Origin of the sequence: Limnobacter humi (assembly GCF_024518835.1) — a bacterium.
In the GTDB taxonomy this organism is placed as follows: domain Bacteria; phylum Pseudomonadota; class Gammaproteobacteria; order Burkholderiales; family Burkholderiaceae_B; genus Limnobacter; species Limnobacter humi.
The window spans coordinates 177299-191087 of the sequence record NZ_JANIGO010000003.1; the positions used below are offsets into that span (position 1 = coordinate 177299).

At 58.0% G+C, this 13789-nt stretch carries 15 protein-coding genes; 8 read left to right on the forward strand and 7 right to left on the reverse strand.

Annotated elements, in window-relative coordinates; translation table 11 throughout:
- Window positions 1–26 precede the first annotated feature (26 nt).
- The 8 genes from NQT62_RS10180 (at window position 27) to panD (ending at window position 6156) form a co-directional block, all read left to right on the forward strand.
- The gene (locus NQT62_RS10180; protein ID WP_256764591.1) at window positions 27–707 is read left to right on the forward strand and encodes an HdaA/DnaA family protein; all 681 of its coding nucleotides are present in this window, start codon (window positions 27–29) and stop codon (window positions 705–707) included.
- A gap of 11 nt (window positions 708–718) precedes the next feature.
- A complete protein-coding gene (locus NQT62_RS10185; protein WP_256764592.1) occupies window positions 719–1384 on the forward strand; it encodes a histidinol-phosphatase in 666 nt (221 codons plus the stop codon).
- Window positions 1381–2829, forward strand: coding sequence for a polynucleotide adenylyltransferase PcnB (gene pcnB / locus NQT62_RS10190; RefSeq protein ID WP_256764593.1), 1449 nt, complete (start codon window positions 1381–1383; stop codon window positions 2827–2829). The genes NQT62_RS10185 and pcnB overlap by 4 nt, the downstream gene beginning before the upstream one ends.
- Before the next feature lie 10 nt (window positions 2830–2839).
- A complete protein-coding gene (gene folK / locus NQT62_RS10195) occupies window positions 2840–3325 on the forward strand; it encodes a 2-amino-4-hydroxy-6-hydroxymethyldihydropteridine diphosphokinase (protein WP_256764594.1) in 486 nt (161 codons plus the stop codon).
- A 68-nt stretch (window positions 3326–3393) separates the two neighbouring features.
- Window positions 3394–4035 carry a deoxynucleoside kinase gene (locus NQT62_RS10200; RefSeq protein ID WP_256764595.1) on the forward strand — a complete coding sequence of 214 codons (642 nt, stop codon included), beginning with the start codon at window positions 3394–3396 and terminating at the stop codon, window positions 4033–4035.
- A gap of 44 nt (window positions 4036–4079) precedes the next feature.
- A complete protein-coding gene (gene panB, locus NQT62_RS10205; protein WP_256764596.1) occupies window positions 4080–4916 on the forward strand; it encodes a 3-methyl-2-oxobutanoate hydroxymethyltransferase in 837 nt (278 codons plus the stop codon).
- 8 nt (window positions 4917–4924) lie between these two features.
- Window positions 4925–5776, forward strand: a complete 852-nt coding sequence (panC, locus tag NQT62_RS10210) for a pantoate--beta-alanine ligase (protein WP_256764597.1) — start codon at window positions 4925–4927, stop codon at window positions 5774–5776.
- Complete coding sequence (gene panD, locus NQT62_RS10215) at window positions 5776–6156, forward strand: aspartate 1-decarboxylase (RefSeq protein WP_256764598.1); 381 nt, start codon at window positions 5776–5778, stop codon at window positions 6154–6156. The genes panC and panD overlap by 1 nt, the downstream gene beginning before the upstream one ends.
- 42 nt (window positions 6157–6198) lie before the next feature.
- On the opposite strand, the gene NQT62_RS10220 is transcribed toward panD, so the two are convergent.
- The 7 genes from NQT62_RS10220 to NQT62_RS10250 all read right to left on the reverse strand — a co-directional run bounded on the left by NQT62_RS10220 (window position 6199) and on the right by NQT62_RS10250 (window position 13768).
- Window positions 6199–7206 (reverse strand): L-threonylcarbamoyladenylate synthase, encoded by a 1008-nt coding sequence (locus NQT62_RS10220; protein ID WP_256764599.1) that lies wholly within the window; start codon window positions 7204–7206, stop codon window positions 6199–6201.
- Between the two features lie 38 nt (window positions 7207–7244).
- Entirely contained in the window at window positions 7245–8429 is a 1185-nt protein-coding gene (locus tag NQT62_RS10225) for a 5-(carboxyamino)imidazole ribonucleotide synthase (RefSeq protein WP_256764600.1), read from the reverse strand.
- Window positions 8430–8438: 9 nt separating this feature from the next.
- Window positions 8439–8960: a 5-(carboxyamino)imidazole ribonucleotide mutase gene (gene purE / locus NQT62_RS10230; RefSeq protein WP_256764601.1), complete on the reverse strand. Its 522-nt coding sequence runs from the start codon at window positions 8958–8960 to the stop codon at window positions 8439–8441.
- 33 nt (window positions 8961–8993) lie between these two features.
- The gene (locus tag NQT62_RS10235; RefSeq protein ID WP_256764602.1) at window positions 8994–9890 is read right to left on the reverse strand and encodes a phosphoribosylaminoimidazolesuccinocarboxamide synthase; all 897 of its coding nucleotides are present in this window, start codon (window positions 9888–9890) and stop codon (window positions 8994–8996) included.
- Window positions 9891–10024: 134 nt separating this feature from the next.
- The gene (gene fba, locus NQT62_RS10240) at window positions 10025–11089 is read right to left on the reverse strand and encodes a class II fructose-bisphosphate aldolase (RefSeq protein WP_256764603.1); all 1065 of its coding nucleotides are present in this window, start codon (window positions 11087–11089) and stop codon (window positions 10025–10027) included.
- Window positions 11090–11108: 19 nt separating this feature from the next.
- Entirely contained in the window at window positions 11109–12575 is a 1467-nt protein-coding gene (gene pyk, locus NQT62_RS10245) for a pyruvate kinase (protein ID WP_306173622.1), read from the reverse strand.
- A gap of 11 nt (window positions 12576–12586) precedes the next feature.
- Entirely contained in the window at window positions 12587–13768 is a 1182-nt protein-coding gene (locus NQT62_RS10250; RefSeq protein WP_256764604.1) for a phosphoglycerate kinase, read from the reverse strand.
- Window positions 13769–13789: the final 21 nt, after the last annotated feature.

Consider the following 13789-nt stretch of genomic DNA (forward strand, 5'->3'; position numbering starts at 1 on the left):
CCGTCCAGTCCACCCGCGCAATGTTCATGCAACAACTGCTTCTCGATGTGTTCACCCCGCCCAGGCCCAGCCTGGTGAACTTCATCGTGGGGCAAAATGCGCCGGTGGTCCACGAACTGCAAGCCCTGGTGCGGGGTGCATCGGCCAGCCCCTTTATTTTGTTGTACGGGTCAGCTGGTTGTGGCAAAACCCACCTGCTCAAAAGCATGGCCAGCCTGCTGGGCGCACCGGTGTTGGCTGGCCAAACCCGGTTTGTCTTCAAACCTGGCGACCAGGCGCTGATCATCGACAACCTCGAAGCGCTCACGCCCTACTCGCAGGTGCAACTGTTCAACGCTTTTAATTCCGCCCTGGCAGACCGCCTGCCCCCGGCGATTGTATTGGCCAGTGAACACCACCCGGCTGAACTTCCGGTGCGAGACGACTTGCGCACCCGCATTCAAGCGGGCCTTTGCCTGCGTGTACATCCCTTGAGCGACGACGAAAAACACCATGCCTTGCAATCGGTCGCCAAAAGCCGCGGGCTTGAATTGAGCCCCGAGGTGGTGGACTATGCGCTGCGCTACTTCCAGCGCGACATGGGTTCGCTCATGGCCGTGATCGACAGCCTGGACCGCTTTTCGCTGGAACAACACAAACCGGTGAGCGTCAACCTGCTGCGCCACTGGATGAAACGCCGGGAAAGCCTGGTGGTTCGAGAACAATAACGACCAAGACCATGAAACTCGCACTTTTTGATTTGGACAACACCCTACTCCCCATGGACTCCGATCACGGCTGGTCGCAGTTCCTGATTGAACTGGGTGTATTGGACCGCGATGAATTTGAAGCCAGAAACAACCAGTTTTACGCCGACTACAAAGCGGGTTGCCTCGACATTGATGCCTTTCTGGAATTTCAGCTGCGGCCGCTGAAAACGCACACCCGGCAACAGCTGGACGCCTGGCATGCCCGATACATGGATGAGGTCATTCGCCCCAATATCAAACCGGCAGCCATCGAACTGGTCAACAAGCACCAGGCCGAGGGCGACCTGTGCATGATCATCACCGCCACCAACAGCTTCATCACCCGCCCCATTGCCAATGCCTTTGGCATCGAGCACCTGATTGCCACTGAGCCCGAAGTGAAAGCCGGTGAATTCACCGGCGGCGTGAGCGGATTGCCCAGCTTTCGGGAAGGCAAGGTAACGCGCCTGAACGCGTGGCTCAAAGCCCGCAACCTAGACTGGCAAAACTTTGAGCGTTCGTATTTTTACAGCGATTCCATCAACGACCTGCCGCTGCTGGAATGCGTCAGCCACCCGGTGGCCGCAAACCCGGACCCTACACTGGCTGGTATTGCCCGTGAACGGCAGTGGCCCATTCTGGAGCTGTTCAAATGATTCGCAAGTTCTTTAAACGCTTGTTGGCCAAGCCCACACTGAGCAAAGACATTCCCGGCAAGCAAAGCCACACCCATTTGAACCACGGTGGAAAAACACCGGCGGCCTATGGCGTGCACAAACCCAAGGTGTGGACCCTGGCCGAGCACAAAATTGACCGACGACTGGTGAGCCACAACGCCATCCGCGTGTGCGAAACCCTGCAAGGCAAAGGCTACAAGGCGTTTGTGGTGGGTGGTGCCGTGCGTGACCTGGTGCTGGGCATGCGCCCCAAGGACTTCGATGTGGCCACTGACGCCAGCCCCGAGCAGGTGCAGCGTCTGTTCCGCCGGGCCCGCATCATTGGCCGCCGCTTCCAGATTGTGCATGTCATGTTTGGTCCGGAGACCATCGAAACCTCCACGTTCCGAGCCCTGGCCAGTTCCAGCAGCGAAGTGGATGAGCATGGCCGCGTGCTGCGCGACAATGAATTCGGCCGACAAGATGAAGATGCAACTCGCCGCGACTTCACCGTCAACGCCCTGTACTACGACCCGAGCACCGAAACCGTGTGGGACTACCACCACGGGATGGAAGACCTGCGGGCCAAAACCCTGCGCATGATTGGCGAGCCCAGCCAGCGTTACCGCGAAGACCCGGTCCGCATGCTGCGAGTGGTGCGCTTTGCCGCCAAGCTCAATTTCACCATTGAGCCCGCCACCTACGCCCCCATTGCCGACTTGGCCGACTTGTTGAAAAACGTGCCCGCATCGCGCCTGTTTGACGAAATGTTGAAGCTGCTCATGAGCGGATCGGCCCTGGCCTGCCTGAAAGGCTTGCGCAAAGCTGGTTTGCACCATGGTGTGTTTCCACTGTTGGATGCCATCATGGACCAGGAGCGCGGCGAAGCATTTCTGGCCGAAGCTTTGTCCCGCACCGACCAGCGCGTGAAAGACGGCAAACCACTGAGCCCCGGCTTTTTGTTTGCCTGTTTGCTGTGGCACTTGGTGCTGGAAACCTGGGAGAAAAAACTGGAACAGGGGGAGGTGAAATTCCCCGCCCTGTTTGCAGCCATGGATGAAGTGCTGGCCGAGCAGGCCGAGCGCACCGCCATTCCCCGCCGTTTGACTGGCGACATGCGTGAAATTTGGGCCTTCCAGCCCCGGTTTGAAAAGCGCGCGGGCAAGGCCCCCTTCCGCATGTTGGAGCAACAGAAGTTTCGGGCTGCGCTGGACTTTTATGAACTGCGCGCAGAAACCGGCGATGCCGATCCGGAGGTGGCCCGCTGGTGGCGTATTTTCAGTGATGGTGAAAGCAACAACCGCCAACACCTGATGGAACAACTGCGCGAAACACCCGCAGGCCGGGCTGAGGCTGCACCGAAGAAAAAACGCCGCCGCAAGCGCAAACCCAACAGCAACACCGCCACTGGCGCTGCAGGCAACAACCAACAATCGGGTCAATAAGCCTTTGAACATGACAACCGCAAGCACCCGCTGCTACCTGGGCTTGGGTGGCAACCTGGGCAACCCGGTGAGCTTATTTGATGAAGTGATTGCGCATGTTGCTCAACATGCGCACTGCCGACACCACCGGGAATCGCCGCGCTACGAAAGTGCACCGGTGGACTCCAGCGGCCCCAACTACATCAACTCGGTGCTGGAGCTGGATTGGGCAGGCAGCGCCGATGAATTGCTGGCCACCTGCATGTCCACCGAGACCGCGCTGGGCCGCGTGCGCACCGTGCGCAACGCCCCCCGGCTGATTGACGTGGATGTGCTGCTGTTTGGCCAAGCGCGCATTCAAACCCCCAGCCTGACCGTGCCGCACCCCCGCATGCACCTGCGCCGATTTGTGCTGGCCCCGCTGTTGGACCTCAACCCGTTCATTGAAATACCCGGCCTGGGCGCCGCCAAACTGTTTCTGCCAAACACCCAAGACCAAGTCTGCACGCGGATTTGAGCCTGTTTTCAAATTCGCACACAGGCACTGCGCTACACTGTGCCCCTACACCCACAAAACACCCGCCCATGCTTGCCAACAAATACAGACACATCGTGATTGAAGGGCCCATTGGCGTGGGCAAAACCTCACTGGCCCGCCTGATCGCGCAGCGCTTCACAGCCGAATTGCTGCTTGAAAAACCCGATGAAAACCCCTTTTTGGACAAGTTTTACCGGGAGCCGGCGCGCTACGCACTGCCTACCCAGTTGTTCTTCCTGTTTCAGCGCATTGGTCAATTGCGGGACCTGACTCAACGCGACTTTTTTGAAAACATGGTGGTGAGCGACTTCCTGCTGGAAAAAGACCGCATGTTTGCAGCCCTCACACTGGATGAGGAAGAACTGAAGCTGTACAACCAGATTTACCAGCACCAAAGCCCGCAAACCAGCGTGCCCGACCTGGTGATTTACCTGCAGGCCTCACCCCAAGCACTGATTGAGCGTGTACAAAAGCGCGCCATTCCCTATGAAATGAACATCACCGAGGCGTATTTGTCTCAGTTGAGTGATGCTTACAGCCGCTTCTTTTACCACTATGACGACGCGCCGCTGTTGATTGTCAACACCGAACACTTAAACCCGGTGGACCACCCAGAGGATTTTGATCTGCTGCTCAACCAGATTGAAACCATGAAGGGTCGCCGAGAATTTTTCAACTGGTCTGAATAGTTGGCCTATCTTGTTGTAACGCCCACCCCAGGGAGCCCAAAACCATGAGTGCCCAACCCACACCTGCCACCACTACAACCAGCAGTCGCAAAGCCGTCAGCCTGCCGCACCTGCTCGACATGAAAAAGCAGGGCGAAAAAATCGCCATGCTGACCTGTTACGACGCCTGTTTTGCGAGCGTGCTGGATGCCAGCGGTGTGGATGTGCTGCTGATTGGCGACTCGCTGGGCATGGTGCTGGGTGGCATGCCATCCACCCTGCCGGTCACCATGGAGATGATGGAATACCACACCCGCTGCGTGGCCGCCGGCAACAAATCCGCCTGGGTGCTGGCTGACATGCCTTTTGGCAGCTACCAGGAAAGCCCCGAGCAGGCCTACCGCAACGCGGCTCGACTGATGGCAGCAGGCGCCAACATGGTGAAGCTGGAAGGCACCGCCTGGCTGGCCGACACGGTGAATTACCTCACCACACGGGACATTCCCGTGTGCGCCCACCTGGGCTTGACCCCACAGTCGGTGAGTGCGCTGGGCGGCTACCGGGTACAAGGCAAAGACGCCAAAGCCGCCAAATTGCTCAAGACCAATGCCAAGCTGATGCAGGATTCAGGCGCTCAAATGGTTTTGTTTGAACTCATTCCAGGCAAATTGGGGGCCGACATCAGCAAAAGCCTGACTGTGCCGACCATTGGGATTGGCGCCGGGGTTGATTGTGACGGCCAAGTGCTGGTGCTGCATGACATGTTGAATGTATTTCCGGGCAAAAAACCGAAATTTGTGCGCAATTTCATGGATAATCAGCCCTCCATCCAGGCGGCGGTTCAAGCCTATGTGTCTGCCGTGAAAGGCAAAACCTTCCCTGGACCTGAGCACACCTTTTAAATCGGGCTATGAGACAGATTTCCTCCATCACCGAGCTGCGGGACCAACTGCGCGGCCAAAACCGCGTGGCCTTTGTACCCACCATGGGCAACCTGCATGAAGGCCACATGTCGCTGATGCGGATTGCCGCCAAGCATGGCGACCCGGTCGTGGCCAGTGTATTTGTCAACCGCCTGCAGTTTGGACCGTCGGAAGACTTCGACAAATACCCCCGAACCATGCAGGAAGACGCCCAAAAGCTGGAAAAGGAAAATGTCTACGTGATGTTTGCGCCCACCGAGCGTGACATGTACCCCGAACCCCAGGACTACCGCATTCGCCCACCCGATGGCCTGGGCAACACCCTGGAAGGTGAGTTCCGCCCCGGCTTTTTTGAGGGTGTGAGCACCGTGGTCACCAAACTATTCAACTGCGTGCAGCCCAAGGTGGCAGTGTTTGGCAAGAAGGATTACCAGCAGTTGATGATCATTCGTCGCCTGGTGCAACAGTTGGCCATGCCGATTGAGATTATTGCGGCGCCCACCATTCGCGACCCAGACGGCCTGGCCATGTCGTCACGCAACCGCTACCTGAATGAACAGGAACGGGCCGAAGCGCCGTTTCTCTTTCAACTTTTGAATGATCTCTCCAATCAGGTCAAATCGGCTCGCCCGAATCTGGACCAGTTGGTACAATTCGAGCGCCGGTGCCACGAGGCATTGGTGGAACGGGGCTGGAAACCCGATTATTTCGAGGTCCGCAGGCAAGCCGACCTGATGCGCCCCACCGATGAAAACCTGTCCGATCAAACACCGCTGGTGATTTTGGCCGCCGCCAAGCTGGGCACCACCCGGCTGATCGACAACCTGGAGATTGAGTGATGCAACGCGAAATGTTGCTCGGAAAAATTCACCGAGCAAAAGTAACCCACTGTGAGCTGCACTACGAGGGTTCCTGCGCCATTGACGAGAACTTGCTGGAAGCCTCCGGCATCATCGAATTCCAGCGCATCGACATCTATGTGATCGACAACGGCGAACGCTTTTCCACCTACGCCATCAAAGGTGAGCGTGGCAGCGGCATGATTTCATTGAATGGCGCGGCAGCCCGCCGGGCCCAAAAAGGCGACTTGGTGATTATTGCGGCCTACGGCACCTTGAGTGATGAAGAGTGCAAAACCTTCAAGCCCAAGCTGGTGTTTGTGGACGACAACAATCAGATGAATGAGCAGCGCGGGCACATTCCCACGCAGCAGATGTAAAAAAAGCGCCGCAAGGCGCTTTTTTTATATAGAAACAAGGCCTCAGGCGGACGCCCGCCGCAAACGGTCTGCAACGCCTTCCCACGCCGGCACCGGATCAGGCTCTTCAACGATCAATTGCGCATAGCCATCTTCATCGGCCTTGCGCAAAATCAGATACAACTGCTGCGCCACCTGCTCGGCATGCGGCGCCAGTGCCAGCAGCATGGGTTTTACGCGGCTACGCAACTGCACTTCCGAAATCTCATCCAGAAAGGCCTCGCCCCAGCCGACGATCAAGGTGGGTTGCTCACAGGCAACCTCGCCCATCGCGCTGGCAGGCAACACCAGCACTTTTGCATCGGGGCTGTAATGCTTTTCAAGCGCGCCTGACACACGGGGGGCATCGGTGGCCTGCAAAGCCTCGGCATGACGCTGCACCGCCACACCCAGCACTTGTTCAATCTGCTCGGCGGTAATGGCCCCGGGCCGCAAAATGGCTGGGGTGGGTTTCAGCAAACTCACAATGGTCGATTCAATACCCACAGCCGGAATATCCCCGTCCAGCACGTAAGCAATGCGGCCATCGAGTTCCTGCAACACATGGCTGGCCCGGGTGGGGCTGACCTTGCCAAACCGGTTGGCCGACGGGGCCGCCACTGGCACACCCACAGCTTTCAAGAGTTCAATGGCCACCGGGTGGGATGGGCAGCGGATGCCGACCGAATGTTGCCCACCCGTCACTTCCAGCGGCATGTTGGGGCCCTTGGGCACCACCAGGGTCAAGGGGCCTGGCCAAAAGGCATCCATCAAACGCTGCATGGTCGGCGTCACTTCGGCAACCCAGCCGTCCAACCGGGCATGGGGCGCCACATGGGCAATCAAGGGGTGGTTTTCAGGGCGACCTTTGGCCGCAAAAATGTTGCGAATGCCGTCAAGAGACGACACCGCTGCCCCAAGACCAAACACGGTTTCGGTGGGAAAAGCCACCAGCTTGCCCAGCCGCAACGCCTGCGCACATTCTTCAATGTTGCCATGCGTGGGTTTGAGCAATGTGGTTCGGTTGGCCATGGTGAATCGCTGTTGGTTGCGCGTATCAGTGACAAGTATTAATCGTCGTCATCGCCAATGCCCAGCAAGCTGCGCACAGCCTCGGCCACTTCCAGCGCACGGTCCAGTGTGGCAGCCACCACGGTGATGTGCCCCATTTTTCGGCCCACGCGGGCCTGTTCCTTGCCGTACAGGTGCAACTTCACCTCGGGCATGGCCAACACACCGGGCCAGTTGGGCTCACGCTCATTGCCTTGTGCATCAAACCACAAATCGCCCAGCAAATTCACCATGACGGACGGGCTGTGCTGGCGCGTGTCGCCCAACGGCAAACCAGCCAGAATACGGGCCTGTTGTTCAAACTGGCAGGTGACGCAGGCATCAATGGAATAGTGACCGCTGTTGTGCGGCCGTGGCGCAATTTCATTGACCACCAGGCCCATGCCCTCCACCACGAAAAACTCCACGCACAGCACCCCCACATAATCCAGCGCACGGGCTATCGAAATGGCACTGGCGCGGGCTTGTGCAGCCATCACGTCGTCGATGCGGGCGGGCACAATGGTGGTGGCCAAAATGCCTTTGCGGTGGTGGTTTTCAGCCACAGGAAACGTTACACACTCGCCCTGGTGATCACGGGCCACAATCACCGACACCTCTTTGAGCAAGGTGAGCCGCTTTTCCAGCACGCATTCCACCTGGTTCAAGTTGTCGAATGCGGCCTTCACATCATCCAGGGTTTTCACCCGCACCTGGCCTTTGCCGTCGTAGCCCAAGCGGGCTGTTTTCAAAATGCCGGGCAACAAGGTTTCCAGCGCAGCGGTGATGTCCTCGGCCTGGCGGATGGGTGCATGCGGCGCCACGGGCACTCCACAGCCGCTGATGTACGATTTCTCTTCAATCCGGTTCTGCGCCACCCCCACAGAAAATGCCGAGGGGCTGACGGGAATGCTGGCCGCCAAAGTTTCCATGGCCAGTGCGGGCACATTTTCGAATTCGGTGGTCACGCCGACGCAACGCTGGGCAAGCTCGGCCAAACCAGCATCGTCCAGGTAATCGGCCAACACCTGTCCATCCGCCACCGACCCAGCCGGGCTGTTGGTTGCAGGGTCCAACACCAGCACCTTGTAACCCAGGCGTTGGGCGGCCATGCAAAACATGCGGCCCAATTGGCCACCACCCAGCAAACCCAGCCACTGGTTGGGTTGCGCGGTTTTAAATTCGACCGATTTGTGTGTGCTCATACCAACATCTCACCGCAAAGGGGGCAGTTCCATTTCACGGGCCACATTGGACTGGCTGACGCGGAAATCCTGAAGTTTTTTCTGCAAGGCACTGTCGTTCAACGCCAAAATGGCCACAGCGGCCAACGCTGCGTTGGCCGCACCCGCCTCACCAATGGCAAAGGTGTGTACGGGTATGCCTTTGGGCATTTGCACAATCGACAACAGCGAATCTTCACCGCGCAAGTATTTGGAGGGCACGGGCACACCCATCACCGGTAAGGTGGTTTTGGCCGCCAACATGCCAGGCAAGTGGGCAGCGCCGCCCGCCCCGGCGATGATCACCTGGATGCCCCGGCCCAAGGCGGTTTCGGCATAGGTGAACATTTCGTCGGGCATGCGGTGGGCAGACACCACGCGGGCCTCGTAGTCCACGCCAAAATCCCGCAACACTTGCACAGCGTTTTTCATGACCTCCCAGTCGGAGGATGAGCCCATGACCACGCCCACTTTGGGATGGTCAGAGGTGTGCAACTTGGTCATTTCATCCATGGCGCAGTGTTCCCTGTCATTGTTCTACGGTGTTTATCCCAACCAAACACGGCCGGTCAATGCCTCATAGGCTTGGCGGTATTTGGCAGCGGTTTTGTCGATGATGTCCTGGGGCAGTTTGGGTGCCGGTGCCTTTTTGTTCCAGCCGGGCACGCTTTCCAGGTAGTCCCGCACAAACTGCTTGTCATACGACGGTGGTGACATCCCCACCTGATACTGGTCAGCTGGCCAGAAACGGGAAGAGTCTGCGGTCAACACTTCATCCATCAAGGTCAGGCGCCCTGCTTCATCCAGACCAAATTCAAACTTGGTGTCGGCAATGATGATGCCCTGACGCGCGGCATAGTCGCTGGCTTTGGTGTACAGGGCAATGGATACACTCCGAACTTGCTCGGCCAGGTCGCGGCCAATGGTTTGACACATGGTGTCAAAATCGATGTTCTCGTCATGCTCGCCCACAGCCGCTTTGGTGGCGGGCGTGAAAATGGGTGCATCGAGCTTGGCGGCCATTTGCAATCCCGCAGGCAGCTTGATGCCACACACAGCACCAGTGGCTTGGTAGTCTTTCCAGCCCGAGCCGATGATGTAACCGCGCACCACCGCCTCAATCGGCAGGGGTTTGAGCTTCTTCACGACCATGGCGCGGCCCCGCACCAGCTTGGCTTCCTCGGCCGTCAGCACGTCTTCAGGCTTGATACCGGTCAGGTGGTTGGGCACCACATCGTGCAGAATGTCGAACCAGAATTGGGCCATCTGTGTAAGCACCATGCCCTTTTCGGGAATGGGCTGGTCGAGAATGACGTCAAAAGCGGACAGGCGGTCGCTGGCCACGATCAGCATTTTGTCGTCACCGACTGCAAAATTTTCACGAACTTTGCCACGGTGGAGCAAGGGCAATGAGCTCAATTGGGTTTCAAACACGGTACTCATTCACAAACAGCCTTCGAAAATCGGGGGCCTGTTGAACACCCCCCGTTAAAAGACAAACACGCGGGAAGCCCCGCGTGGTGGATTCTGTTGCAGCCTGGCGAAGCAAGCCGCAGCATTGGGACGAATGGCGCAGTTTATTGCACGATCTGCGCCAGTTCGCCCTTCGCGTATTTGGCAGCCATGTCGACCAGGTTGATGCCTTTGATTTTGCCAGCCTGGCCTTCACAACCAAATTCCAGATAACGCTGCTTGCAAATGGCCTTGGCTGCTTCGCGGGCAGGCTTCATCCATTCGCGCATGTCGAACTTGTCGGGGTTTTCAAACTGGAACTTGCGCACAGCACCGGTCATGGCCAAACGAATGTCGGTGTCGATGTTGATTTTGCGCACGCCATACTTGATGGCCTCCTGAATTTCTTCCACGGGCACGCCGTAGGTTTCCTTCATCTTGCCGCCAAACTGGTTGATGATGGCCAGCAAATCAGCAGGAACAGACGATGAACCGTGCATCACCAAGTGCGTGTTGGGAATGCGGGCGTGAATTTCCTTCACGCGGGAAATGGCCAGAATGTCGCCTGTGGGTTTGCGGCTGAACTTGTAGGCGCCATGGCTGGTGCCAATTGCAATTGCCAAGGCATCCAGCTGGGTGGCCTTCACAAACACGGCCGCTTCTTCGGGGTCGGTCAGCATTTGGCTGTGGTCCAGCTTGCCTTCAGCACCAATGCCGTCTTCTTCGCCGGCTTCACCGGTTTCCAGATTGCCCAGGCAACCCAATTCACCTTCCACAGTCACCCCCACTTTGTGGGCCATCTCCACCACGGTTTTGGTGACGTTCACGTTGTAGTCGAAGCTGGCGGGTGTTTTGCCGTCTTCCATGAGGGAACCATCCATCATCACCGAGCCAAAACCGAGGTCGATGGCGCCTTGGCACACCTTGGGGCTGGTGCCATGGTCCTGGTGCATCACCAGCGGAATGTGGGGGTAGGCTTCCACAGCGGCTTGAATAAGGTGTTTGATGAAGGGCTCACCGGCGTATTTGCGCGCACCGGCGCTGGCCTGAAGAATCACGGGTGCGCCGACTTCATCGGCCGCAGCCATCACGGCCTGCACCTGTTCCAGGTTGTTCACGTTGAACGCGGGGATGCCGTAACCTTGTTCAGCGGCATGGTCCAGCAATTGGCGCATCGATACGAGTGGCATGGTGTGTCTCCAAAAATAATCAGTTCAATAATCCGATGTGTTCGCCCACGCGAACAATTTTCATGGTGTTGGTGCCGCCCGATTTGCCAATCGGCTCGCCGATGGTAATCACGATAAGGTCACCCAGTTCCACCACCTTGGCATCCAGCAGTGCCTTCTCGGCCTTGGCCAGCAATTGTTCTCGGTCCTCGGTTTCGTACTGCAGCATCACGGTCCGCACATCGCGGTACAGCGACAGGCGGCGCCGGGTTTTTTCTTCCGGCGTGAGCGCAAAAATCGGCACACCACAGTTCAGGCGGGACATCCACAACGCGGTGGAGCCAGACTGCGTGAGCGCTGCAATCGCCTTGACCTCCAAGTGATGCGCCGTGAACAACGCCGCCATGGCGATGGACTGGTCCACCCGCTTGAATTTGCGGTTCAAAAAGTCGGCATCCAAACTGACCGGGGCGGACTTTTCAGCCTCGACACAGGTGCGGGCCATGGCCTTGATGGTTTCTACTGGGAACTTGCCTGCCGCGGTTTCAGCCGACAGCATGACCGCGTCCGTACCGTCCAGCACGGCGTTGGCCACATCCGACACCTCGGCGCGGGTGGGCACCGGGCTTTCAATCATGCTCTCCATCATCTGCGTGGCGGTGATGGTGAGCTTGTTGTGCTCGCGGGCCGCACGGATGAGGCGTTTTTGGGCCGCCGGTACCGCAGCATCGCCAATTTCAACCGCCAGGTCACCACGGGCCACCATGAGGCCATCGCACGAGCGAATCAGGTCATCCAGGTTTTCCAGTGCTTCGCAGCGCTCTACCTTGGCAATCATCAGCGCATGCCCACCGGCCGCACGGCACAGTTCGCGGGCCATGTACATGTCAGCACCACTTTTCGGGAAGCTGACTGCAATGTAGTCGGCTTCAAAAGCCACGGCCGTTCGGATGTCTTCCATGTCTTTGGATGTGAGCGCAGGCGCAGACAAGCCCCCGCCCAGTTTGTTGATGCCCTTGCGGTTTTTCAACACACCGCCCACCTCGGTCACCATAGAGATTTGCGAACCCGCCACCTTTTTGACCTTGAGCACAATCTTGCCGTCATCCAGCAACAAGGTGTCGCCCGCTTTCACGTCATTGACCAATTCGGGATAGTCCAACCCCACCCGTGTATCGTCGCCTTCTTTGCAGGTGGCATCGAGCAAAAATTCCTGCCCTTCGGTCAACAGCGTTGAACCATTGGCGAACAGGCCGATGCGGATTTTCGGGCCCTGCAGGTCGGCCATGACGGCCACGTCCTTGCACAGCTTGGCGGCAATCTCGCGCACGGTTTTTACCCGGCCAATGTGTTCATCGGCTGTGCCATGCGAGAAGTTGACCCGCACCACATTCATGCCAGCGGCAATCATCTTTTCCAGTACTTCCGGTGAGGTGCTGGAGGGGCCGAGGGTGGCCACAATTTTGGTTTGACGGACGGCGAAGGTGGTCATGGATGGTGTGCTCATGGGGTGGACGTTCAGGCTGCGCGCTGCTGGAGGATTTCAACAGCAGGCAGGGTTTTGCCTTCCAGAAACTCCAGGAATGCACCACCACCGGTGGAAATGTAGCTGACCTGTTCGCTGATGTTGTATTTGGCAATGGCGGCCAGGGTGTCGCCACCACCGGCAATCGAGAATGCCGACGATGCGGCGATGGCACGCGCCAGGCGCTCGGTGCCATGGCCAAACTGGTCAAACTCGAACACACCGACCGGGCCATTCCACACAATGGTGCCAGCGTTTTGCAAAATGGTGGACAGGCCTTCGGCAGTCTGCGGACCAATGTCAAAAATCATGTCCGTGGCCGACACATCTTCCACCTTTTTGGTGGTGGCCACCGCGGATGGGCTGAATTCGCTGCCCACCACCACATCCACCGGGATGGGCACTGCGGCACCCCGGGTTTTCAGTTTCTCGATGATGGACTTCGCCTCACCAATCAGATCAGCTTCGACCAGGGACTTTCCGATGGGCAAACCCACCGCAGCCATGAAGGTGTTGGCAATGCCGCCACCCACAATCAACTGGTCCACCTTTTCAGCCAGGCTATTGAGAATGGTCAGTTTGGTGGACACTTTGGAGCCAGCCACAATCGCCACCAATGGGCGCTTGGGTGCAGACAGGGCCGCACCCAATGCATCCAGCTCTGCCGCCAGCAGGGGGCCCGCGCAGGCCACTTTGGCAAACTGGGCAGCCCCATGGGTGGTGGCCTCAGCCCGGTGGGCGGTGCCAAAGGCATCATTCACATAAATGTCGCACAGGGCCGCAATTTGCTTGGCCAAGTCCGGGCTGTTCTTTTTCTCGCCTTTGTTGAAACGGCAGTTTTCCAGCAACACCACTTCACCAGCAGACACACTGACGCCGTTTACCCAGTCTTTGACCAAACGAACGTTTCGACCCAACAGTTCACCCAGGCGCTTGGCCACGGGGGCCAGGCTCAGCTTCTCGTCGTACTCACCCTCGGTGGGGCGGCCAAAGTGGCTGGTTAGCATCAGGGCGGCATTGTTTTTCAGGCAGTATTCAATGCCGGGCAGGGAGGCGCGAATCCGGGTGTCTTCGGTGATGTTGCCGTCGGCATCCACGGGAACGTTAAAATCAACCCGAATGAGTACACGTTGATTGGATACGGCTTGATCGGTCAGACGCAGGAAACGCAGCATCGCTTGAACACTCGCAAGGAA